Origin of the sequence: Alloactinosynnema sp. L-07 (assembly GCF_900070365.1) — a bacterium.
Classification (GTDB): domain Bacteria; phylum Actinomycetota; class Actinomycetes; order Mycobacteriales; family Pseudonocardiaceae; genus Actinokineospora.
Genome location: NZ_LN850107.1, coordinates 2,473,903 through 2,494,938 on the forward strand (window position 1 = coordinate 2,473,903; position 21,036 = coordinate 2,494,938).

The 21,036-nt window shown below is 71.5% G+C and carries 17 protein-coding genes and 1 riboswitch; of the genes, 9 read left to right on the plus strand and 8 right to left on the minus strand.

Annotated features, from left to right (window positions below; all coding sequences use genetic code 11):
• Window positions 1–41: 41 nt before the first annotated feature.
• Window positions 42–845 (plus strand): helix-turn-helix domain-containing protein, encoded by an 804-nt coding sequence (locus tag BN1701_RS11105; protein WP_231949568.1) that lies wholly within the window; start codon window positions 42–44, stop codon window positions 843–845.
• Here the strand turns inward: BN1701_RS11105 and BN1701_RS11110 are convergent.
• Both BN1701_RS11110 and BN1701_RS11115 read right to left on the minus strand, forming a co-directional pair.
• The gene (locus tag BN1701_RS11110) at window positions 829–1,245 is read right to left on the minus strand and encodes a hypothetical protein (RefSeq protein ID WP_054048041.1); all 417 of its coding nucleotides are present in this window, start codon (window positions 1,243–1,245) and stop codon (window positions 829–831) included. The genes BN1701_RS11105 and BN1701_RS11110 overlap by 17 nt on opposite strands.
• 78 nt (window positions 1,246–1,323) lie before the next feature.
• The gene (locus BN1701_RS11115; protein ID WP_054048043.1) at window positions 1,324–2,484 is read right to left on the minus strand and encodes an MFS transporter; all 1,161 of its coding nucleotides are present in this window, start codon (window positions 2,482–2,484) and stop codon (window positions 1,324–1,326) included.
• A gap of 129 nt (window positions 2,485–2,613) precedes the next feature.
• Between BN1701_RS11115 and BN1701_RS11120 the strand changes: the two genes are divergently transcribed.
• The 3 genes from BN1701_RS11120 to BN1701_RS11130 all read left to right on the plus strand — a co-directional run bounded on the left by BN1701_RS11120 (window position 2,614) and on the right by BN1701_RS11130 (window position 5,371).
• Complete coding sequence (locus tag BN1701_RS11120; RefSeq protein ID WP_054055776.1) at window positions 2,614–3,522, plus strand: AraC family transcriptional regulator; 909 nt, start codon at window positions 2,614–2,616, stop codon at window positions 3,520–3,522.
• 76 nt (window positions 3,523–3,598) lie between these two features.
• Window positions 3,599–4,444, plus strand: coding sequence for a carbohydrate-binding protein (locus BN1701_RS11125; RefSeq protein WP_054048045.1), 846 nt, complete (start codon window positions 3,599–3,601; stop codon window positions 4,442–4,444).
• Between the two features lie 120 nt (window positions 4,445–4,564).
• Window positions 4,565–5,371, plus strand: coding sequence for a DUF1206 domain-containing protein (locus BN1701_RS11130; RefSeq protein WP_067520651.1), 807 nt, complete (start codon window positions 4,565–4,567; stop codon window positions 5,369–5,371).
• A 25-nt stretch (window positions 5,372–5,396) separates the two neighbouring features.
• On the opposite strand, the gene cobN is transcribed toward BN1701_RS11130, so the two are convergent.
• Window positions 5,397–8,981, minus strand: coding sequence for a cobaltochelatase subunit CobN (cobN, locus tag BN1701_RS11135; protein WP_054048047.1), 3,585 nt, complete (start codon window positions 8,979–8,981; stop codon window positions 5,397–5,399).
• Between the two features lie 25 nt (window positions 8,982–9,006).
• A riboswitch (cobalamin riboswitch) is annotated at window positions 9,007–9,152 on the minus strand.
• On the opposite strand from cobN, the gene BN1701_RS11140 reads away from it, so the two are divergent.
• The 3 genes from BN1701_RS11140 to cobJ all read left to right on the plus strand — a co-directional run bounded on the left by BN1701_RS11140 (window position 9,148) and on the right by cobJ (window position 12,331).
• A complete protein-coding gene (locus BN1701_RS11140; protein WP_231949569.1) occupies window positions 9,148–10,194 on the plus strand; it encodes a precorrin-3B synthase in 1,047 nt (348 codons plus the stop codon). (Overlaps the previous riboswitch by 5 nt.)
• Entirely contained in the window at window positions 10,191–10,811 is a 621-nt protein-coding gene (locus tag BN1701_RS11145; protein ID WP_197672206.1) for a precorrin-8X methylmutase, read from the plus strand. Before BN1701_RS11140 ends, BN1701_RS11145 begins: the two co-directional genes overlap by 4 nt.
• Window positions 10,808–12,331 (plus strand): precorrin-3B C(17)-methyltransferase, encoded by a 1,524-nt coding sequence (gene cobJ / locus BN1701_RS11150; RefSeq protein ID WP_054048053.1) that lies wholly within the window; start codon window positions 10,808–10,810, stop codon window positions 12,329–12,331. The genes BN1701_RS11145 and cobJ overlap by 4 nt, the downstream gene beginning before the upstream one ends.
• Before the next feature lie 211 nt (window positions 12,332–12,542).
• Here the strand turns inward: cobJ and BN1701_RS11155 are convergent, their stop codons facing one another.
• Together BN1701_RS11155 and BN1701_RS11160 are read right to left on the minus strand one after the other, a co-directional pair.
• Window positions 12,543–13,646, minus strand: a complete 1,104-nt coding sequence (locus BN1701_RS11155; RefSeq protein WP_054048055.1) for an SWIM zinc finger family protein — start codon at window positions 13,644–13,646, stop codon at window positions 12,543–12,545.
• Window positions 13,643–16,369, minus strand: a complete 2,727-nt coding sequence (locus BN1701_RS11160; RefSeq protein ID WP_067520653.1) for a DEAD/DEAH box helicase — start codon at window positions 16,367–16,369, stop codon at window positions 13,643–13,645. Before BN1701_RS11160 ends, BN1701_RS11155 begins: the two co-directional genes overlap by 4 nt.
• A gap of 90 nt (window positions 16,370–16,459) precedes the next feature.
• Here BN1701_RS11160 and BN1701_RS11165 point away from each other — a divergent pair, with 90 nt between their 5' ends.
• Entirely contained in the window at window positions 16,460–17,200 is a 741-nt protein-coding gene (locus BN1701_RS11165) for a TetR/AcrR family transcriptional regulator (protein ID WP_054048057.1), read from the plus strand.
• Here the strand turns inward: BN1701_RS11165 and BN1701_RS11170 are convergent.
• Entirely contained in the window at window positions 17,186–17,914 is a 729-nt protein-coding gene (locus BN1701_RS11170) for a cobalt-precorrin-6A reductase (RefSeq protein ID WP_054048059.1), read from the minus strand. The genes BN1701_RS11165 and BN1701_RS11170 overlap by 15 nt on opposite strands.
• A gap of 20 nt (window positions 17,915–17,934) precedes the next feature.
• On the opposite strand from BN1701_RS11170, the gene BN1701_RS11175 reads away from it, so the two are divergent.
• Window positions 17,935–19,026: a cobalt-precorrin-5B (C(1))-methyltransferase gene (locus tag BN1701_RS11175; RefSeq protein ID WP_054048061.1), complete on the plus strand. Its 1,092-nt coding sequence runs from the start codon at window positions 17,935–17,937 to the stop codon at window positions 19,024–19,026.
• 47 nt (window positions 19,027–19,073) lie between these two features.
• On the opposite strand, the gene cobM is transcribed toward BN1701_RS11175, so the two are convergent.
• Both cobM and BN1701_RS11185 read right to left on the minus strand, forming a co-directional pair.
• Window positions 19,074–19,817, minus strand: coding sequence for a precorrin-4 C(11)-methyltransferase (cobM, locus tag BN1701_RS11180; RefSeq protein WP_054048063.1), 744 nt, complete (start codon window positions 19,815–19,817; stop codon window positions 19,074–19,076).
• The gene (locus BN1701_RS11185; protein ID WP_054048066.1) at window positions 19,814–21,010 is read right to left on the minus strand and encodes a bifunctional cobalt-precorrin-7 (C(5))-methyltransferase/cobalt-precorrin-6B (C(15))-methyltransferase; all 1,197 of its coding nucleotides are present in this window, start codon (window positions 21,008–21,010) and stop codon (window positions 19,814–19,816) included. Before BN1701_RS11185 ends, cobM begins: the two co-directional genes overlap by 4 nt.
• Window positions 21,011–21,036 lie beyond the last annotated feature (26 nt).

Consider the following 21,036-nt stretch of genomic DNA (forward strand, 5'->3'; position numbering starts at 1 on the left):
ACGCGAATTACCTCCCCCACCGTTGGATTAGGCTCGGGACCGTGGCACCCAGGGCAACCATGACGGCGGTCGGCGTGGGACCGATGCTGCGGCAGTGGCGGGAGCGCCGCCGGATGAGCCAGCTCGAACTGGCGTTGGCGCTGGACAGCTCCGCGCGGCACCTGAGTTTCGTCGAGACCGGGCGCAGCAAGCCGAGTCAGTCGATGGTCCTCAAACTCGCCGAGCACCTCGACGTCCCGGTCCGCCAGCGCAACGAGCTGCTGCTCGCCGCCGGGTACGCGCCGGTCTACACCGAGATGGCCGTCGACGCCCCGGAGATGGCCAGGGTGCGCGCCGGGATCGAGCGGCTGCTCAAGGCCTACGCCCCCTACCCCGCGCTGGTGTTCGACGGGTCCTACACGGTCGTGGCGGCCAACGACGCCGTCGTCGAGATCATGCTCGACGGTGTCATCCCCGAGCTGCTCACGCCGCCGCTCAACCTGATCCGGATCTGCTTGCACCCCAACGGACTCGCCCCCAGGGTGGTGAACGCCCCCGCGTGGCGGCGGCACCTGCTCGACCGCCTGGAACGGCAGTTGTCCTGGTCGGCCAACCCGACGCTGCGCACCCTGTTCGACGAGGTCTCCACCTACCCGGAGGTGCCCGGCATCGCGGGCACCGCCGCCGATCTCGACACGATCGCCCAGTCGCTCCAACTGGGCCACCGGGGCGAGATCCTGTCCTTCATCACCACCGTGACGACGTTCAACACCCCACTCGACGTCACGGTGTCCGAGCTCGCCATCGAGACATTCATGCCTGCCGACACGGCCACCGAGCGGGCGCTGACTACGCCGCGGCCTTGATCTTGTTGAGGGCGTACTGCTGCGTCGCGCCGAACCCCGCGACCGCGACCGCCTGGACGATCGTCCACACGGTGCCGATCGTGTTGGCCCCCATCAGCCCGAACACGGCGATGACGACGCTGGCCAGCGCCCACACCAGGTTCGCCTCGACGACGGCCATGGCCAACCCGCGGGCAGGCGACTTCGACAGGGCGAGCGCCCCGACCGCGATGCCGTAGACGACCAGGAACGCGCCGATCCCGACCAGGGCACCGGCGGAGACACCGAGCAGGTCGGCCACCCACACCGAGGCGAACAGGTAGATCAGGCCGTTCCCGCCGGTGACGACGGCGTCCAGCGCGAGGAGCCTGCGCAGCAGGGTGGTGGGGGCGATGGCGGCCTTGGACTGGGTGATCGTCATGTCTGCTCCTTTGATCTGTGTCGGAACCCAGACTGCCGACCGCGCGCGCGAAACACGATTACCCGTCAGGTAATGCCGTCAGCGCACCAGCGTCGGGCGTCGCGACTGGGCCAGGGTCCACGCGGCTCCAGCCAAGGTGGTCGCCGCCGCCGCCGCGAAGGCCCAGGGAATACCCGCGGACTGGGCGACCAGGCCCAGCAGGATCGGGCCGCCGCCCAGCCCCAGGTCGATGAACGCGCTCGCCGTGCCGGAGGCCGCGCCGCGTTCGCTCGGACTCGCGGTGGCGAAGATGGCGGAGAAGAACGCGGGCGTGCTGAACGTGACCCCCAGAGCGAGCAGCACCACGCCGATCATCAGGCCGGTCGGGGTGACCCAGGACGCCGCCACCGCCAGGCCCGCGCTCATCAGACCCAGCGCCGCCGCACCCACGCGCAGCGGCGGAAACCGGTCGGACACCTTGGCGAACGCCACGCGACAGACCACGACCACGATTCCGTAGGTGAACAGAGGCACGCTGGCCTGGCCCATGCCGATCGCGTCGGCGTGCAGTGCGGCGAAGGTGAGGAATCCGCCGATCGCGGCCAGTGCGGTGAAGAAGCCGATGCCGGGGGCGATGGCCTTGCGGTGGATCAGCTTGCGTGGCCCCTCGGGGACCGGTTCGGCCGACCGCGTCTCGCCGATGCCCAAGGCCAACAGTGCCGACGTGGCCGAGATGCCACCCGCGACGAGCCACGCGGTGGTGAAGCCGCTGGTCTCGACCAGCAGTTCACCCAGCGGCGGGCCGAACGCCAGCCCCAGATAGAGCCCTAGCGAGTTGTAACTCAGCGCCTCCCCCATCCGGGCGGGCGGCGCCAGGTCGGCCAGCGCGGCGAACCCGGCGACGATGAATCCCGCCTCGGCCACGCCGAGCAGCAGCCGCAGGGCCACGATCAGCGCCAGCGAGTCGACGACGGCGGTCAACACGAGTCCCAGCGCGGCGAGCAGGGCGCCGCCGACGAGCAGCGGCCGCCTACCCCAGACGTCGGTGAGCCGACCCGCGAAGGGCCGCAGCACCAGCGCGGACACGGCGAACACCCCGAAGGCGAGCCCGGCCGTGGCCCGATCGCCGCCGATCGGGCCGGTGACGTAGAGCGGCAGCGTGTAGACGGACACACCGACCGCGGTGAAGTATCCGAGGTCGGCCACGCTGAGCAGCACGTACGCCGGTGTGAAAAGCCTGTCGCCGGTCCGGTCGGTCACCGGTCCAGAGTGGGCTTGCCGCCGCGCGCGCGCCATGGGCCGATCTGCCCAAGATGATTGATCATCTTGTTTCGCCCACGCCGCCACGCGCGCACAATGGTCTGGACCTTTGCGGAGAGGATCGGGACGATGCGCGGGACTACAGTGCTGCCGGGAACGCCTTGCCACACCCCATGGGCGGGCGAGCCGCCGATGCACCGACTGGAGGTACCCATCCCCGACGCGCTTCCCTTCGCGATCGGGACGTTCGACTCCATCGGGCCGATGTCGCGCGCGGACTTCCCGCACCGGCACACCTTCCACGAGATCATCCACGTCACCGCGGGCACCGGCACCCATGTCGTCGACCTCGCCCGGTGCGAACTGCGCCCGCCGCACCTCGGCGTCATCACGCCGGGTCAGGTGCACCACTGGGAGGACGTCCACGGGCTCGACGGGACCGTCATCCTGTTCACCGACGACTTCCTGCTCGACTATCCCGAGGACCGCGACGTGCTCAGGCGGCTCAGCGAGCGGCCCTGGCTCGCGCTGGACCCGACCGCCGACGCGGGCACCGCCCGGCTGATCGCCGAACTCGACGCCGAGTACCGCGGTGGGGCCGACGGCGTCGAGTCCGTCCTGGGCGCGCTGCTGCACGTCCTCGTCGTCCGGGCGGCGCGGCTGTCGCGGACATCGCCGCGCGGACCCGCCCGCGGCAAGGCCGTCGCCGAGGAGTTCGCGAGCCTGGCCGGCCGCGGCGAAGACCTGTGGAGCGTCAAGGCCTACGCCGAACGGATCGGTGTCACCCCGGGGTATCTCACCGAGGCGGTCCGCGCGGCGACCGGCCAAACCGCGGCGCAGCTCGTGCGGGTGGCCAGGGTGCACGAAGCGAAACGACTGCTGGCCAAGACCGGCCTCACCGTCCGGCAGGTCGCGGGCCGCGTCGGGTTCGCCGACCCGGCCTACTTCTGCCGGTTCTTCCGCCGCGAGGTCGGCATGAGCCCCGGCCAGTTCCGTCACGCGACTGGCAATGGCGCCCACGGGATTCACCACGACTGAGGGATTCAGTCCATCGCCCGTGCCCAACCGGCTCCCTAGGTTCGTAGTGAATCTTCAACGACCCAAGGAGAAGGCAATGGACGACACGACCGGCACCGAGCCCCCGCGGCTGGTCAGCCGCAAGGCGGTGCTGCACGCCGCACTGGCCGCGGGCGTCGCGGTGCCCATCGCCCTCGTCGGCGTTCCCGCCCTGGCCCGGACCTCCGCGGCCACCGGCACCGCCCCCGAGTTGACCCCGGCGTGCGACGACGGCGACGACCCGACCCCGCCGCAGACCGAAGGTCCTTATTTCAAGCCGAATTCGCCGCGGCGCACGTCGCTGATCCCGGCAGGCACGCCGGGCACCCGCCTTACCGTCACCGGCTATGTCTTCGGCCTGTCGTGCCTTCCGCTGAGCAACGTGTTGATGGACTTCTGGCAGGCCGACGGCAACGGCGCCTACGACAACACGGGCTTCCGCTACCGCGGCCACCAGTTCACCGACGCCAAGGGCGCGTTCACCCTCACGACGATCTTCCCCGGCCTCTACCCGGGCCGCACGCGGCACCTGCACGTCAAGGTGCAGGCGCCCGGCCGCCCCGTGCTCACCACACAGCTGTACTTCCCGAACGAGCCGCGCAACAACACCGACTCGATCTTCGACGCGCGGCTGCTGATGACGGTCCGCGACGTGTCCGGCGCGAAGCAGGCCAGCTTCGACTTCGTGCTCAACGTGCCGCAGAACCCGCCGACCAGCACGACGACGACCCCGCCCACGACGACGACCTCGCAGCCGCCCGGCGGCACGTGGGCGGTGGGCACGGCGTACGCGACGGGCGCCAGGGTCACCTACGGCGGCCGTGCCTACGTCTGCCTGCAGGGCCACGTCGCCCAGCAGGGTTGGGAGCCGCCCAACACGCCCGCGCTGTGGCGCGTGGCCTGATCAAACAGGGATGAACTTCGAGGCCCCGACCTCCACGGCGAAGGACGCCGCCGTGGAGGTCGGGGCCCTCGGCGTGTCGGCGCGCGGTTGACATCGCACCAGGTTGGGTACCCATCAGCGGTGAGCGACACGGCGCAAGAGGTTCGGGAGAACCCAGCGTTGCAGGTGGCGGGTCGGATCGGCATGCTGTTCTACGGCGCGGTCCACCTGCTGATCGCGTGGCTGGCCGCGCAGGTGGTCTTCGGCGACCGCGCGCAGAGCGACTCCAAGGGCGCGCTGGCCGAGATCTCGAAGTCGCCGATCGGCCCGGCCTTGCTCTGGGCGCTGGCGATCGGCCTGTTCCTCTTCGTGCTGTGGCAACTGGCCGAGGCCGCCGTCGGCTTCACCTATGTCCACAAGGAACGCAAGCGCACCGGCAAGCGGATCGGCGCGGTAGCCCGGTCGGTCACCGCGACATTCATCGGCGTCGGCGCTGTGCAGTTCGCGCTCGGTTCCGGCAGCACGGACTCGACCGGCAGGCAGCAGGCCCTGACCGCACGCGTCCTGGCACTGCCGTTCGGGCAGGTGCTGGTCGGCGCGGTCGCGCTCGGCATCCTGATCATCGCCATCGTGGTGTTCCGAAAGGGCGTCAAGAGGTCGTTCACCGAGGATCTCAATCTGAGCACGCTGCCGGACGGCTCCCAGCGCTGGGTGAAGCGGATCGGCCGGATCGGCTGGACCGGCAAAGGCCTGGCCTACGGGGTGATCGGCGTCCTCGTCGCCACCGCCGCGGTCACCGCCGACCCCGAGGAGTCCGGCGGCTTGGACAAGGCCCTGCACACCCTGGCCGGTGAGCCCTGGGGCGTCGGCCTGCTCGTACTCATCGCCGTCGGGCTGGCCGCGTTCGGCGTCTACTGCTTCGCCGCGGCCCGCGCCCACCGGGTGTGATCGCCACACCCGGTGGGGCCCACACCTATTCCGAGCCTGCCTCGATGTCACCCTCGACCTGGAGGTAAAGCTCCTGCAACTGCTGGAGCGTGGCCGGGTCCGGCTCGGCCCACATCTTGCGCTCGGCGGCTTCGAGCAGCCGTTCGGCGATGCCGTGCAGGGCCCACGGGTTCGACTCGGTGAGGAACTTGCGGTTCTCCGGGTCCAACGCGTAGGTCTGGGCCAGCTTGTCGTACATCCAGTCGGCCACGACACCGGTCGTGGCGTCGTAGCCGAACAGGTAGTCGACGGTCGCCGCGAGCTCGAAGGCGCCCTTGTAACCGTGCCTGCGCATGGCCTCGATCCAGCGCGGATTGACCACGCGGGAACGGAAGACGCGGTTGGTCTCCTCCTCCAGCGACCGGGTCCGCACCGACTCCGGCCGGGTGCTGTCGCCGATGTACGCGGCCGGGGCGCGGCCGGTCAGCGCGCGGACGGTGGCGACCATTCCGCCGTGGTACTGGTAGTAGTCGTCCGAGTCGGCGATGTCGTGTTCACGGCTGTCGACGTTCTTGGCGGCCACCGCGATCCGCTTGTACGCCGACTCCATGTCCTCGCGGGCCGCGGCGCCGTCGAGGTCGCGGCCATAGGCGAAGCCGCCCCAGACCGCGTAGACCTCGGCCAGATCCGAGTCGTCGCGCCAGTTGTGGCTGTCGATCAGCGGCAGCAGACCCGCACCATAGGCACCGGGCTTCGACCCGAAGATACGGGTCGTGGCACGGCGCTCGTCCTTATCGTTGTCCGCCAACACGTGCGCCCGGACGTAATTGTCCTCTTCGGACTCATCGAGTGCGGCGACCAGGCGCACGGCGTCGTCAAGCAGATAGACCACGTGCGGGAAGGCGTCGCGGAAGAAGCCGGAGATGCGGACGGTGACGTCGATGCGCGGGCGGCCCAGTTCGGCCAGCGGGATCACTTCCAGCCCGCTCACCCGTCGCGAGGCCTCGTCCCAGACCGGCCGCACGCCCATCAGCGCCAGCACCTCGGCGATGTCGTCGCCCGCGGTGCGCATGGCCGAGGTGCCCCACACCGACAGGCCGACCGAACGCGGGTACTCCCCCGTGTCGGTCTTGTAGCGGGCGACCAGCGACTCGGCCATGGCCGAACCGGTCTCCCACGCGAGCCTGCTGGGGATCGCCTTCGGGTCGACGGAGTAGAAGTTCCGGCCGGTGGGCAGCACGTTCACCAGACCGCGCAGCGGCGAACCACTGGGACCGGCGGGAACGTAGCCGCCTTCGAGTGCGTGCAGGACGTGGGTGATCTCGTCGGTGGTGCGGGCCAGCCGGGGCACGACCTCCACCGCGGCGAAGGTCAGGACCTCCGTCACGGCTTCGTTCTCGGCTCCCAGAACGTCGCGGGTGACCTGATCGGCCGCGTCGACCGACCAGTCGCGGGTTTCCATCGCCTCGATGAGCGACAGGGCGAGGGCGTCGATCTCATCGACCTTCACCCGCGCCTCGGAGCCGTCCTCGGCCAGCCCCAGCGCCTCCCGCAGGCCGGGCAGCGCCGAGGCCTTGCCGCCCCACATCTGGCGGGCGCGCAGCATCGAGTTGACCAGGTTGACCCGCGCGGGCCCGGTGGGCGCGTCGCCGAGGGTGTGCAGGCCGTCGCGGATCTGGACGTCCTTGATCTCGCACAGCCAGCCGTCGACGTGCAGCAGGAAGTCGTCGAACTCCGCGTCGTGCGGGCGGTCTTCCATGCCGAGGTCGTGGTCGAGCTTGGCGGCCTGGATGAGGGTCCAGATCTGGGCGCGGATCGCGGGCAGCTTGGCCGGGTCCATCGCGGCGATGTTGGAGTGCTCGTCGAGCAGCTGCTCCAAGCGCGCGAGATCGCCGTAGCTCTCGGCGCGGGCCATCGGCGGGACCAGGTGGTCGACCAGGGTGGCGTGGGCGCGGCGCTTGGCCTGGGTGCCCTCGCCAGGGTCGTTGACCAGGAACGGGTAGATCAGCGGCATGTCGCCGAGGGCCGCGTCGGTACCGCAGGACGCGGACATGCCCAGGTTCTTGCCCGGCAGCCATTCCAGGTTGCCGTGCTTGCCAAGGTGGATCATGGCGTGCGCGCCGAAGCTGCCCGCGACCCAGCGGTAGGCGGCCAGGTAGTGGTGGCTCGGCGGCAGGTCCGGGTCGTGGTAGATCGCGACCGGGTTCTCGCCGAAGCCGCGCGGCGGCTGCACGATCAGCACGACGTTGTCGGCCTGCAGAGCGGCGAGGACGATCTCGCCCTCGGGGTCGTTGGAGTGATCGACGAACAGCGAACCCGGCGCGGGGCCCCAGTGCTCCTCCATCGACTCGCGCAGGTCGGCGGGCAGTGTGTCGTACCAGGTCCGGTACTCGGCGGCCGAGATGCGCACCGGGTTGCCGGAGAGCTGCTTCTCGGTGAGCCAGTTCGGGTCCTGGCCACCCGCCTCGATCAGCGCGTGGATCAGCGCGTCGCCGTCCTCCGTCGCGACACCGGGCAGGTCGCCGACGGTGTAGCCGGCGTCCTTCATGGCGGTGAGGAGCTTGATCGCGCTGGCCGGGGTGTCGAGGCCGACCGCGTTGCCGATGCGGGCGTGCTTGGTCGGGTACGCCGACAGCATCAGCGCGACTTTGCGCTCGGCGGGCGGCACGTGGCGCAGCGTCGCGTGCTTGACCGCGATCCCAGCGACGCGGGCGGCGCGCTCGGCGTCGGCGACGTAGACCGACAGGCCGTCCTTGTCCTGTTCCTTGAAGGAGAACGGGACGGTGATGATCCGGCCGTCGAACTCGGGCACGGCGACCTGGGTGGCGGTGTCCAGCGGCGACAGGCCGTCGTCGCTCTCCGCCCACGTCTCGCGGCTGGAGGTCAGACACAGGCCCTGGAGGATCGGGATGTCCAGCGCGGCCAGCGCGCCAACGTCCCACGCGTCCTCGTCGCCGCCCGCGGACGCGTCGGCCGGGCGGGTACCGCCCGCGGCGAGGACGGTGACGACCAGGGTGTCGACGGTGCCGAGGACGTCGAGCAGGTCCTGCGGGGCGGTGCGCAGGGAGGCGCAGTAGACGGGGACGGCCTGGCCGCCCGCGTCCTCGACCGCCGAGGCCAGCGCTTCTACGAACGCGGTGTTCCCGGCGATGTGGTGGGCGCGGTAGTAGAGGATGCCGACCTTCGGACCCTCGGTGCGTCGAGCGGTGCGCTCCAGCGGACCCCACGCGGCGAGTTGGGCGGGCTTGGCGAAGCCTTCGCCGGTCAGCAGCAGCGTGTCGGACAGGAAGTGGAACAGCTCACGCAGGTTGTCGGCACCGCCGTGCGCGAGGTAGCTGTGCGCCTCGGCGACGACGCCGACCGGCACGGTCGAGCACTCCATCAGCTCGGCGTCCGGGGCCTGCTCGCCGCCGAGAACGACGACCGGCCGGGGTCCGGCGAGCAGCGCGTCGAGCCCTTCCTCCCAGGCACGGCGGCCACCGAGGAGGCGGACGATGACCACGTCCACGCCGTCGAGCAGTGCGGGCAGGTCGGCCACGCCGAGGCGGGCCGGGTTGCCGAGCCGGTAGTCGGCGCCGCTGGCGCGCGCGGAGAGCAGATCGGTGTCGGAGGTCGACAGCAAAAGGATCATGAGGCCCTTCCTGGGGTCCGCGCCCCGGGTAGTGGGTTGCGACGGCCGGAGTTTCTGGCTCCCGGACCGGATGAACCGATCCGGTGACAGTGGCGGGACCGCGCCGGACTCACACCGGCTTCCTCCGCTTGCCATCGCTTTGTCCGGCTCACCCTATATTCGGGCAGTGCCTTCCTCCCAGCGCCGTATGGGCGCCGATGCCTGCCCTGGTGCACTCGACGTGCACCGGGCGGCGGACGGCGGTCTCGCGCGGGTCCGCGTTCCGGGTGGCCGACTGACATCCGCGCAGGTCAGAGCCCTCACCGACGCCGCGCGGGAGCTGGGCGACGGGACGCTGGAACTGACCTCCAGGGCCAACCTCCAGGTCCGCGGCCTGGCCGACGGCGCCGAGGTCGAGCTGGGCGCGCGGCTGGCCGGAGCGGGCCTGCTGCCGTCGCTGACGCACGAGAAAGTGCGCAACATCATGTCTTCGCCGCTCGGCCGGCCCGGGCTCGCGGCCGAACTGGACCATGAGCTGTGCGGGCGCGCGGATCTCGCGGCGCTGCCGGGCCGGTTCCTGTTCGCCTTCGACGACGGCCGCGGCGATGTCGCCTGGCTCGGCGCCGACGTGGCCGCGCTGCCGGTGGGCGACGCGGTCGCGATCCTGCTGGGCGGCGCCGACCACGGCGTCCGCGTCCGGCCGGACCAGGTGGTCGAGACGATGCTGGCCGCCGCGACAGCGTTCCTGGAGCTGCGCGACGAGCAGTGGCGCGTCGCCGAGTTGCCCGCCGATCGCATCGCCGGGCTGTTCCCCCGAACTGAGGAACGAATCACGGGTAGGCCGCCGGTCGTCGGGCCGGTCGGGCCAGTCGAGTTCGCCGACGGGAGCGCGGGCTTCGGCCTCGGTGTGCCGTTGGGCAGGCTGACGGCCGACCAGGCAGCGCGACTCGGCGACGTGGTGCTGACCCCGTGGCGTGGCTTCGTCGTCGCGGGCGGCGATCCGGGGATCGACGGCTTGATCAGTGACCCGGACTCGCCATGGCTCGGGGTGACCGCGTGCACCGGGCGACCGGGCTGCGCGAAGTCGCTGGCCGATGTGCGGGCCGACGCGCGGCCGCTGGGACGGCCCGCGCACTGGTCGGGATGTGACCGGCGGTGCGGCAAGCCCGCCGGGGTGATGGACGTGGTGGCCACCGAGCGTGGCTACGTGGTGGACGGAAGGCTGGAATGTTGATCGACTACATCCGGGACGGCGCGGAGATCTACCGCCGCTCGTTCGCCACGATCCGGGCCGAGGCCGATCTGGCCGGGCTGCCCGCCGACGTGGCCCGTGTCGCGGTCCGCATGATCCACGCGTGCGGGATGGTCGACCTGGTCGAGGACATCGCCTACTCCCCCGACGTCGTGGCCGCCGCCCGCGCGGCCCTGCTCGCGGGCGCGCCGATCCTGTGTGACGCGCACATGGTCGCCAGCGGCATCACCCGCAAGCGGCTGCCCGCCGACAACGAGATCATCTGCACGCTGTCCGACCCCAGCGTCCCCGACCTGGCGTCCACTTTGGACAACACGCGCAGCGCGGCGGCACTGGAGCTGTGGGGCGACAAGCTCGACGGCGCGGTCGTGGCCATCGGCAACGCGCCGACCGCACTCTTCCGGCTGCTGGGGATGATCGACGAGGGCGCGCGGCCCGCCGCGGTCCTGGGCCTGCCGGTCGGCTTCATCGGCGCGGCCGAGTCCAAGGAAGCGTTGGCCGAACACGGAAGCGTGCCGTATCTGGTGGTGCGGGGACGGCGGGGCGGCAGCGCCATGGCCGTCGCCGCGGTGAACGCGATCGCGAGTGAGCAGGAATGACGGGCACCCTCTACGGCGTCGGGCTCGGCCCCGGCGACCCGGACCTGATGACGGTCAAGGCCGCGCGGCTGATCGGCGAGGCCGACGTGGTCGCCTACCACAGCGCCCGCCACGGCAAGTCCATCGCGCGCGGTGTCGCGGCCCGCTACCTGCGGGAAGGTCAGATCGAGGAGCAGTTGGTCTACCCGCTGACCGTCGAGACGACCGACCACCCCGGCGGCTACGCGGGTGCGATGGCCGAGTTCTACGAACAGGCGGCGGCCCGGTTGGCCGTGCACTTGGACGCGGGTCGCGATGTCGTGGTCCTGGCCGAGGGTGACCCGCTGTTCTACGGGTCGTACATGCACATGCACAAGCGGCTGTGCGGGCGTTATCGCACGGAGGTCGTTCCCGGCGTGACGTCGGTGAGCGCGGCGGCGGCGGTGCTGGGGCGGCCGCTGGTCGAGGGTGAGGAAGTGCTGACGATCCTGCCTGGGACGCTGCCCGCCGAGGATCTGGCGCGGCACTTGGCGGCCACGGACTCGGCGGCGGTGCTCAAGCTGGGTCGCACGTTCGGCAAGGTCCGCGCGGCGTTCGAGGCGGCGGGCAAGTTGGACCAGGCACGGTACGTGGAGCGGGCCACGTGGGAGACCGGGCGCAGTCTGCCGCTGTCCGAAGTGGACCCGACAACGGTGCCGTACTTCTCTCTGGCGCTGCTGACGAGCCCGGTCAACGAGGGCGTATCAGGAGGCGCTGAGATCCATCCTGAGACCGAGGTCTCCGGAGAGGTTGTGGTGGTGGGTACCGGGCCTGCGGGTCGACCGTGGCTCACCCCTGAAGCCCAGGAGGCGTTGGCGGCGGCCGATGACCTGGTCGGGTACAAGACCTATCTCGACCGGGTCCCGCCGAACCCGCGCCAGCAGCGGCACGCCTCCGACAACCAGGTGGAGGCCGAGCGAGCCGCGTTCGCCCTGGACCTGGCCAAGCGCGGCAGGCGAGTGGCGGTCGTGTCGTCAGGCGATCCGGGCGTGTTCGCCATGGCCACGGCCGTACTGGAGGTCGCCACCGATCCACAGTGGACCGACGTGCCGGTGCGGGTACTGCCCGGCCTGACCGCGGCCCAGGCCGTCGCCAGCCGGGTAGGTGCGCCGCTGGGTCATGACTTCTGCACGATCTCGCTGTCGGACCGACTCAAGCCGTGGGATGTGATCACCAAGCGGTTGACTGCTGTCGCGGAGGCTGATCTGGCTATCGCGATCTACAACCCGGCGTCTAAGAGTCGCACGTGGCAGCTTGGGGAGGCGCGTGATCTGCTGCTTGAGCACCGGTCTGCTGATACGCCGGTGGTGATCGGGCGGGATGTGGGTGGGCCTGAGGAGACGGTTCGGGTGGTCCGCCTCGCCGACCTTGACCCGACCACCGTCGACATGCGGTGTCTGTTGCTGATCGGTTCGTCTCAGACCAGGGTGGTTGAGCGGGGGGATGGGACTCAGGTTGTGTTCACACCTCGGACCTACCCTGCGGCGCCGGATGTCCGATGAGTGGGCTCGTTCGGGCTTCGGAGGGCGGGGGCGCTCCCTCGTCAATCAGCGTCTTGTCCGGGCCCAGTGAAGTAAAGGGCGCCTGCGGCGTCGCTGCGCGATCAGCGAGCTGACCCTTGACTTCACTGGGCCCGGACAAGGGATTGCCAGGACGAGGGTGCAGGGGGAAATGCAGGGACCTACGGTCCCCACAAGAAGGACCTGGCGGTCCCTAGGCCAGCACTGCTATCAGTGCTGAGGCGATGTCTGGCTGTGGGGGGCCTGCGGGCCACCACTGGCCGTTCTGATCGCGGTAGGGGTACCAGCGTCCGTCTCGGCCTAGGCGGACCTGGGTGTTGCCCATTGTCCAGTGGTTGTGGTGGACCTCGATCGGTCCCTCGGCGACGGTGTTCGCGGCGTCGGCGGCGCGGGCGGTGAGGGCGGTGGGTGGGCGCCAAGTCGTTTCCAGGACGTGGAGTCCGTCCCAGCCGCCATTGCGCCATGCCTCGATGGCGCGTGGGTCGACGTCGAGGTGGACCGACGGGTACGTCGCGGCGTAGCGCACGAGGTCGGCGGTGCGGGGGAGGTCGGGGAGGTCGGTGGTCATCATGCGCCGGGCGCGCTGTGCGGCGTCGATGACCAGGAGCGCTAGGCCTGCCGGGTCTATGCCGTCTGCGGCTGGGATGTCGGGTGGGGGCGGCGCTTCGGTGGGGATCGTGGGTGGGTCGGGGAGTTCGGCGGGTTGTCTGGCGAACGCGGTGGTGGCCGGTTCGGTCGCCGAGCGGGACTGGAGGTCGGACAGCAGGTCGGCGGTTGCCTTGCCGCGCAACAACAGGAGCACGAACGGGTCCGAGTCCAGCAGCCAGGAGACCTGGTAGGCCAAGGCTGCGGCGTGGCGGCATGGGAGTTCCCAGCCGGGGCACGTGCACTCCGGATCGAGGTCGCCGATGTCGGGCAGCAGCCGCACCCCGGCGTCGGCGGCGGCGTCGACCAGGTCGGCGGGCATGTCGCCGTCGAGCAGTGCGGCGATGTGCCCCGACTGGGTCGCGACCTGGTCGAGGAACCGCCGCCATTCCGCGTCCGACAACGGTTCCAGCCGCATGATGGTCTGGTAGCTGGTGTCGTCTTCGTAGTCGCGGACAGTCGCTGACAGCCTGCCCGCGCTGACGGTGATCGCGCCGACATACCCGCCACGCGCGTACTTGCGTCCGTGGCGCAATTGGGCTTCGTCGAGTGCCGAGTCCTCCATCGCCTTGATCCACTCGCGGCCCCACCAGCTGCGGGCGAAGACGCCGCGGCCGACCGGTGGGAAGGCGGGGAATCCGAGTGCCGTCATCGCAGCTCCACCAGGTTGGCCAGTTCGGCGTCGGTCAGTTCGGTGAGGGCAGCCTCGCCGCCTGCCAGAATCGAGTCGGCGAGGTCGCGCTTGGTGGCCAGCATCTCGGCGACGCGGTCCTCGACGGTGCCTTCGGCGATCAGCCGGTGGACCTGCACCGGCCGGGTCTGCCCGATCCGGTAGGCCCGGTCGGTCGCCTGATCCTCGACCGCCGGGTTCCACCAGCGGTCGAAGTGCACGACGTGGTCGGCGCGGGTCAGGTTGAGGCCGGTGCCCGCCGCCTTGAGGGACAGCAGGAACACCGGGAACGCGCCATCGCCGAATTGGCGGACCAGTTCCTCGCGGCGGGGCACCGGGGTGCCGCCGTGCAGCAGCGCGCAGGCGATGCCGCGCTCACGCAGGTGCCGCTCGATCAGCCGGGCCATGGTCACGTACTGGGTGAACACCAGCGCCGACCCATCCTCGGCGAGGATCGTGTCGAGCAGTTCGTCGAGTAGCTCGAGTTTGCCGGAGCGGCCGGTCAGCGCGGCCGATGGCTCCTTGAGGTACTGCGCCGGGTGGTTGCAGATCTGTTTGAGACCGGTGATCAGCTTCATGACCAGCCCGCGTCGGGCCATGCCGTCGGACTCGCGGATCGCGGCCATGGTCTCGCGGACGACGGCGGCGTAGAGCCCGGCCTGTTCGCGGGTAAGCGACACCGGCTGGTCGGTCTCGGTCTTCGGCGGCAGTTCCGGGGCGATGCCCGGGTCGGACTTGCGCCGCCGCAGCAGGAATGGGCGCACGAGCGTGGCGAGCCGGGCGGCCAACTCGGTGTCCTGGTCGGCCTCGATGGGTTTGGCCCAGCGGGCCCGGAACCGCGACAGGCTGCCCAGCAGGCCGGGGGTCGTCCAGTCGAGCACCGCCCACAGCTCCGACAGGTTGTTCTCCACGGGCGTGCCGGTCAGCGCGACGCGGGCGTCGGCCGGGATTGTGCGCAGCGCCTTCGCCGTGCTGGAGGACGGGTTCTTCACGTGCTGGGCCTCGTCGGCGACCAGCAGCCCCCAGTTGTGCGCGGCGAGCCGCTCGGCGTCCATGCGCATCGTGCCGTAGGTGGTCAGGACGAAGCCTTCGTCGGCCAGCGTCCGGGCGCCGCCGTGGAAGCGGCGGACCGGGGTGCCTGGCGCGAACCGGGCGATCTCGCGCTCCCAGTTGCCCAGTAGCGAAGCCGGGCACACGACCAGCGTGGGCCCGGATCCGCGATGCAGGTGCAGGGCGATCAGGGTGATCGTCTTGCCCAGACCCATGTCGTCGGCCAGGCAGCCGCCCAGACCCAGCGATGTCATCCTGGCCAGCCAGCGCAGACCACGCAGCTGGTAGTCGCGCAGGGTCGCGGCCAGTTCGGCGGGTTGCTCGACGGCGTCGGCACCCGAGTCCGGGTCGGCGATGCGGGCGCGCAGGGACTCCAGCCAGTCGGAGGTGACGACGTCGACGCGCTCGCCGTCGATCTCGGTGGTGCCGGTCAGCGCGACCGCGAGCGCCTCGACGGCGGTGACCGGTTTCAGCTCCCGCTCCCGCGCCTTGCTGGTGACCTCCGGGTCGACCAGGACCCACTGGTCGCGCAGGCGCACCACCGGCCGATGCGACTCGGCGAGTTGGTCGAGTTCGGCTTTGGTCAGCGGCTGGTCGCCGAGGGCGAGCTGCCAGTCGAAGGCGAACAGCGCACCCCCGCCCAGCGCCGAGCGCAGGTCGGACGGCGCGGCCCCGCTGATCGCCGCCCTGGCCGTGATCGGCGCCAGCAGGTCCCTCGGCCAGTGGACCTCGACACCCGCCGCGGTGAGCCGAGGGGCGAGTTGGAACAGCTCGGTGACGTCGGCGTCATCGAGCACAAGCCGGTCGGGCACACCCTGCGAGAGCAGCCGCTGCATCGGCGCCCAGACCCGCGCCGCGCGCCGCACGGCCATCGTCACGTCGACCCGGACCGACCCGCCGCGCTCCCACAGCCCGGCCACATCGGCCACCACCGACGGGTCGGCGAGCGAATGCCCTTGCACGACGGCGTGGAACTGACCCGTGGAGTAGTCGTCGCCGGGGACCTCGACGCGCAACGAGATCCGCACGCCCGCGTCGAGTCCGGCCGACAGCTCGTCGGACCACCCGCGCAGCCGAGGGGCCTTCACCGGCTTGCGCGCGGCGAACAGCGGCCCGCCTGCCACAACTGGCGCGGCGGCGGTGCGCGGCATGCCATCGGCCACCGCGTCGATGAACCCGCGCACCAGGGTGTGCGCGTCGGCCAGTTCGGCGGGCACCCGACCGGGCACCGGCACCGCGCGCGCCGCGGCGGGCATCGCGTCGGCCAGCTCCCGCAGCCGGTCCAGGTCTCCGGGGTCGAGCGGCCCGGCCCGCCACGAGTCGAAGCCGTGGGCGGTGATCCCGGGCAGGATCCGGCCACGGGCGACCAATTGCAGCCCCACCAGCACCGCGGCACCCCAGAACGCGGCGGCCGGGTGGGCGTCGGCCCCCTTGCGGGCCCTGGTCAGCACCGGGACGGCGGCCGCGACGGGCAGCCGCACAACGGGGACCGTCACCGTGCCGCCGTCGGGTTCGGCGATGGTCAGCTCCCCGGCGGCACCGATGTCCGCGGGCACGTCGCCGTGAAAGGCGACCGTGCCCAGGCGAGCGGGCTCCCCCGGTTCGAACACGGCCGCGCAGCGCGCGAGACGGGTGGCGGTGTCGGCCGCGATCATGCACTACCCCCTGGTCGTCTTAGGCTGTACGGTACACCGTACGAGTCATTATCGTACACTGTACCGTACATCCTACGAGAGGTGCCGGGCATGGCGGAGAAGATCGAGCGCAGGGAGCCTGCCCGGACCATGGCACTGCTCTGGCGTGCCCCCGGCGAAGCGGGCCGGGGCCGCAAGCCGGGGCTGACCATCGACGCGGTGGTCACCGCCGGGATCGAGCTGGCCGACCGGGACGGCCTGGCCGAGCTGTCGATGCGCCGGGTCGCGGAGAAGCTCGGCGTCGGCACCATGTCGCTCTACACCTACGTTCCCGGCAAGGCCGATCTGGTCGCCGCCATGCGCGACCACGTCGTCGGCGAGACCGCGGTCCCGAATACCGCGACGGGCTGGCGGCCCGCCATGGAAACCTACGCGCGCGACCTGTGGGCGCTCTACCACCGGCACCCGTGGCTGCTGCTCGCGCCGAGCGCCCACGAGCTGCAGGGCCCGAACGAGACGGTGCGGATGGACGCGCTGCTGTCCGTGGTCGAGTCCGCGGGCCTCGACCCCCACCACATGCTCGGGGTGTTCCTGCTGATCGAGGGGTATGTCCGGGGCCTGGCGATGCTGTCGGTGGACTCCCAGCTCGCCTCGGCGCGCAGCGGGCTGAGCGAGGTCGAGTGGTGGGCGGAGCGGGAGCCGCTGGTGAACGCCTATGTCACCGCCGAGAAGTTCCCCGCGCTGTCGAAGGTGGCCGCGGCGGGCGCGTTCGACACCGACGGCTTCGACTTCGGCCTGACCAGGATCCTCGACGGCGTCGAACTGCTGGTCCAAGCCTCAGCGCGCGCCTAGCCAGTCCAGCACCTCGCCGAGGCTCGCCACCGACCGAACATCCGGAATGGACGGACGCCGAACCACCACGACCGGCAGCCCCATCGCCCGTGCGGCGTCAAGTTTGGCCACGGTCAGGTCGCCGCCGCTGTCCTTGGTGACCAGCACGTCGATCTTGTGTTCGCGCAGGAGGTCGCGCTCGCCGTCGAGGGTGTAGGGGCCGCGGTCGAGCAGCAGTTCCATCCGAGCGGGCAGCGGGACCTCTGGCGGGTCGACGCAGCGGACCAGGAACCAGCGGTCCGACCCGGCGAACGCGCCGAGCCCCTGACGGCCGGTGGTGAGGAAGATCCGCTCGCCGAGCGACGGCAGCAGCCGCGCGGCCTCGTCCAGGTCGCCCACCCAGTGCCACGCGTCGCCCGGCCGCTCGGTCCATCCAGGACGGCGCAGCATGATCAGCGGCAGCGCGGTGCGCGCGGCGGCGGCGGCGGCCGACGCGCTGATCCGCTCGGCGAACGGGTGGGTGGCGTCCACCACCGCGTCGATTCGCGCGTCGACCAGCCACTCAGCCAGCTTCTCCGGCCCGCCGAACCCGCCGATCCGCACGTCGCCGACCGGCAGCCGGGGCGAGCGGACCCGGCCCGCGAGCGAGGAGACGACAGTCGTGTCCGGCCGCGAAACCAAGGCCGCGGCCAAGGCCCTTGCCTCACCTGTGCCGCCGAGGATGAGCACCTTCATGAGCTCACTACTCTGGTGTCATGACCGGACAACGGCGCACGCCGGAGGGCCTGCGCTACGGCTGGACCACGGGAGCCTGCGCGACGGCGGCGACCACCGCCGCCTACACCGCGCTGCTCACCGGCGAGTTCCCCGACCCGGTGACCATCACGCTCCCGAAAGGACAGACGCCCGCGTTCGCCCTCGCCGTGGAGGACCTCGACCCCGGCAGCGCGATGGCGGGGGTGGTGAAGGACGCGGGCGACGATCCGGACGTCACCCACGGCGCGCTGATCCGCTCGACGGTCCGACCCGGCGAGCCGGGAACCGGCGTGACGTTCGTGGCGGGCCCCGGCGTCGGCACGGTGACCAAGGCCGGACTCCCGCTGCCCGTCGGCGAACCCGCGATCAACCCGGTCCCCCGCACCCTGATCCGCGACCATGTGGCCGAGGTCGCCGCGCGGCACGGCGGCAGCGGCGACGTGGTCGTGGAGATCTCCGTCGATCGCGGCGAGGAACTGGCGCGCAAGACGTGGAACCCGCGCCTGGGCATCCTCGGCGGCCTGTCCATCCTGGGCACCACGGGGATCGTCGTGCCGTACTCGTGCAGCGCGTGGATCGACAGCATCCGCCGCGGCATCGACGTGGCCCGCGCGGCGGGCTACCAGCACGTCGCGGGCTGCACCGGATCGACGTCGGAGCGCACGGTCATGGCGCTCTATGGCCTGCCCGAGGACGCCCTGCTCGACATGGGCGACTTCGCGGGCGCCGTACTCAAGTACCTGCGCCGCCACCCCGTGGCCAGGCTCACCATATCTGGCGGCTTCGCCAAGCTGTCCAAACTGGCCGACGGCCACCTCGACCTGCACTCGGCCCGCTCCCAGGTCGACCTCGCCGCACTGGCCCGCGCCGCCACGGCAGCGGGCGGCAGCGCCGAACTGGCCGAGCGGATCACCAACGGCAACACCGCACTGGAAGCGCTCACCCTGGCTCAGCAGGAGGGAATCCCCCTGGGCGACGCGGTGGCCGAGGGCGCCAAGCGCACCGCCGTGGCGACGCTGCGCGGCGCGGAGGTCGAGGTCGACGTGGTCGTGATCGACCGCGCGGGCACGATCGTCGGCCGCACTCACTGACCTTTGCCCCGCGGCCAAGTACAAATGGCAGCCGAGGTCGGCCGCACTCACTGACGCTCGCGCGCGGCCGAGTACAGGTGGCTGTCGCAGAACCCCTCCGGGGCCAGGACCCTGCCGACGATGATCACGGCCGTGCGCTTGATGCCGGCTTCCCGCACCCGGTCGGCGATGTCGGCCAGCGTCCCGCGCAGGATCACCTCGTCGGCCCGCGACGCGTAGGCGACCACCGCGACCGGACACAGTGGACCGTAGTTCGGCAGCAGCTCGGCCACCACCTCGTCGATCCGCTGCACGGCCAGGTGCAGCACCATCGTGGCCCCGGACCGGCCGAGTGTGTCGAGGTCCTCGCCCTGGGGCATCGGCGTGGCGCGGGCGGAGGTGCGAGTGAGGATCACTGTCTGGCCGACGCCGGGGACGGTCAGTTCCGTGCGAAGCGACGCGGCGGCCGCGGCGAAGGCGGGCACCCCGGGGGTGATGTCCCAGGGCACACCGGCGTCGTCGAGGCGGCGGATCTGCTCGGCGATCGCGCTGAACACCGACGGATCGCCGGAGTGCAGGCGGGCGACGTCGTGGCCGTCGGCGTGGGCGGCGAGCAACTCGGCGGTGATCTCGTCGAGGGTCAGGTTCGCCGTGTCGACCTTGCGCGCACCAGGCGGGCACAGGCCCAACAGTTCCTCCGGCACCAGCGCGCCCGCGTAGAGACACACGGGCGACGCGGTGATGATCCGCTGCCCGCGCACCGTGATCAGGTCGGCGGCCCCAGGGCCCGCCCCGATGAAGTGCACGGTCATTGGTTCTCCTTCACCACGGTCCACTGCGTCACCGGAAGCATCGGCCGCCACGCGGTGAACGCGCCCAGCGGGGCCGCGCGGCTGATCGCGAGCCGGATCAGGTCGCCGCCGAGGTCGGCCCGCCAGCGGGTGACCAGGGCCTCGGACTCCAGCGTCACGGCGTTCACCACCAACCTGCCGCCGGGCCGCAGCGCCGCCCACCCGGCCGCGATGACCCCTTCGACGGTCACCCCGCCGCCGACGAACACCACGTCGGGGTCCGGCAGGTCCTCCAGCGCGTCCGGCGCCGACCCGTGCACGACCCGCAGGCCGGGCACCCCGAGCCGGTTGGCGTTGCGGATGATCCGCTCGGCCCGGTCCGCGCGCGGCTCGACGGCGATCGCCCGGCACGACGGGTGCGACCGCATCCACTCGATCCCAACACTGCCGGAGCCCGCGCCGATGTCCCACAGCAGCAGCCCCGGCTCCGGCGACAGGGCGGCCACCGTCACCGCGCGGATCTCCCGCTTGGTGATCTGGCCGTCGTGTTCGTAGGTGTCGTCCGGCAGGCCGGGTGTGCGGGGCAGCCTGCGGGCCTCCGGCGCGGCCACGCACTCGACGGCGACGATGTTGAGGGCACCGACGGCGGCGGACCAGTCGTCGGCGATCCCGCTCACCAACTGCTCGTCCGGACCGCCGACCGACGACACGACGGTCATCCGGCTGGCCCCGAATCCCCGCGCGGTCAGCAGCCGGGCGACGGCCAGTGGCGTGGTCGAGTTCTCGCTGAGCACCAGCACGCGGCGGCCGTGGTGGACCACGGCGTGCAACCGCACCACCGGCCGCGCCACCGCGCTGACCACTTCGACGTCCTCCAGCGCCCAGCCCAGCCGCGCGCACACCAGCGACGCCGACGACGGGTGGGAGATCACCCGGAGCTCGGTCCGGCGGGCCAGGGTCGCCCCGATCCCGTAGAACATCGGGTCGCCGCTGGCCAGCACGCACAGCGCGCGGTCGCGGTGCGCGTCGAGGATCGCCGGAATCGCGGGCACGAGGGGTGACGGCCACTCGACCCGGTCGGCGGCGATCTCCTCGGGCAGCAGCGCGAGCTGACGGGCCACCCCGACGATCACGTCGGCGCTGGCCAGCGCGTCGCGGGCGGGTCCGGCCAAGCCTGCCCACCCGTCCGCACCGATGCCCACCACAGTCACCACGAGTGCACACGGTAACCGACCGCCGC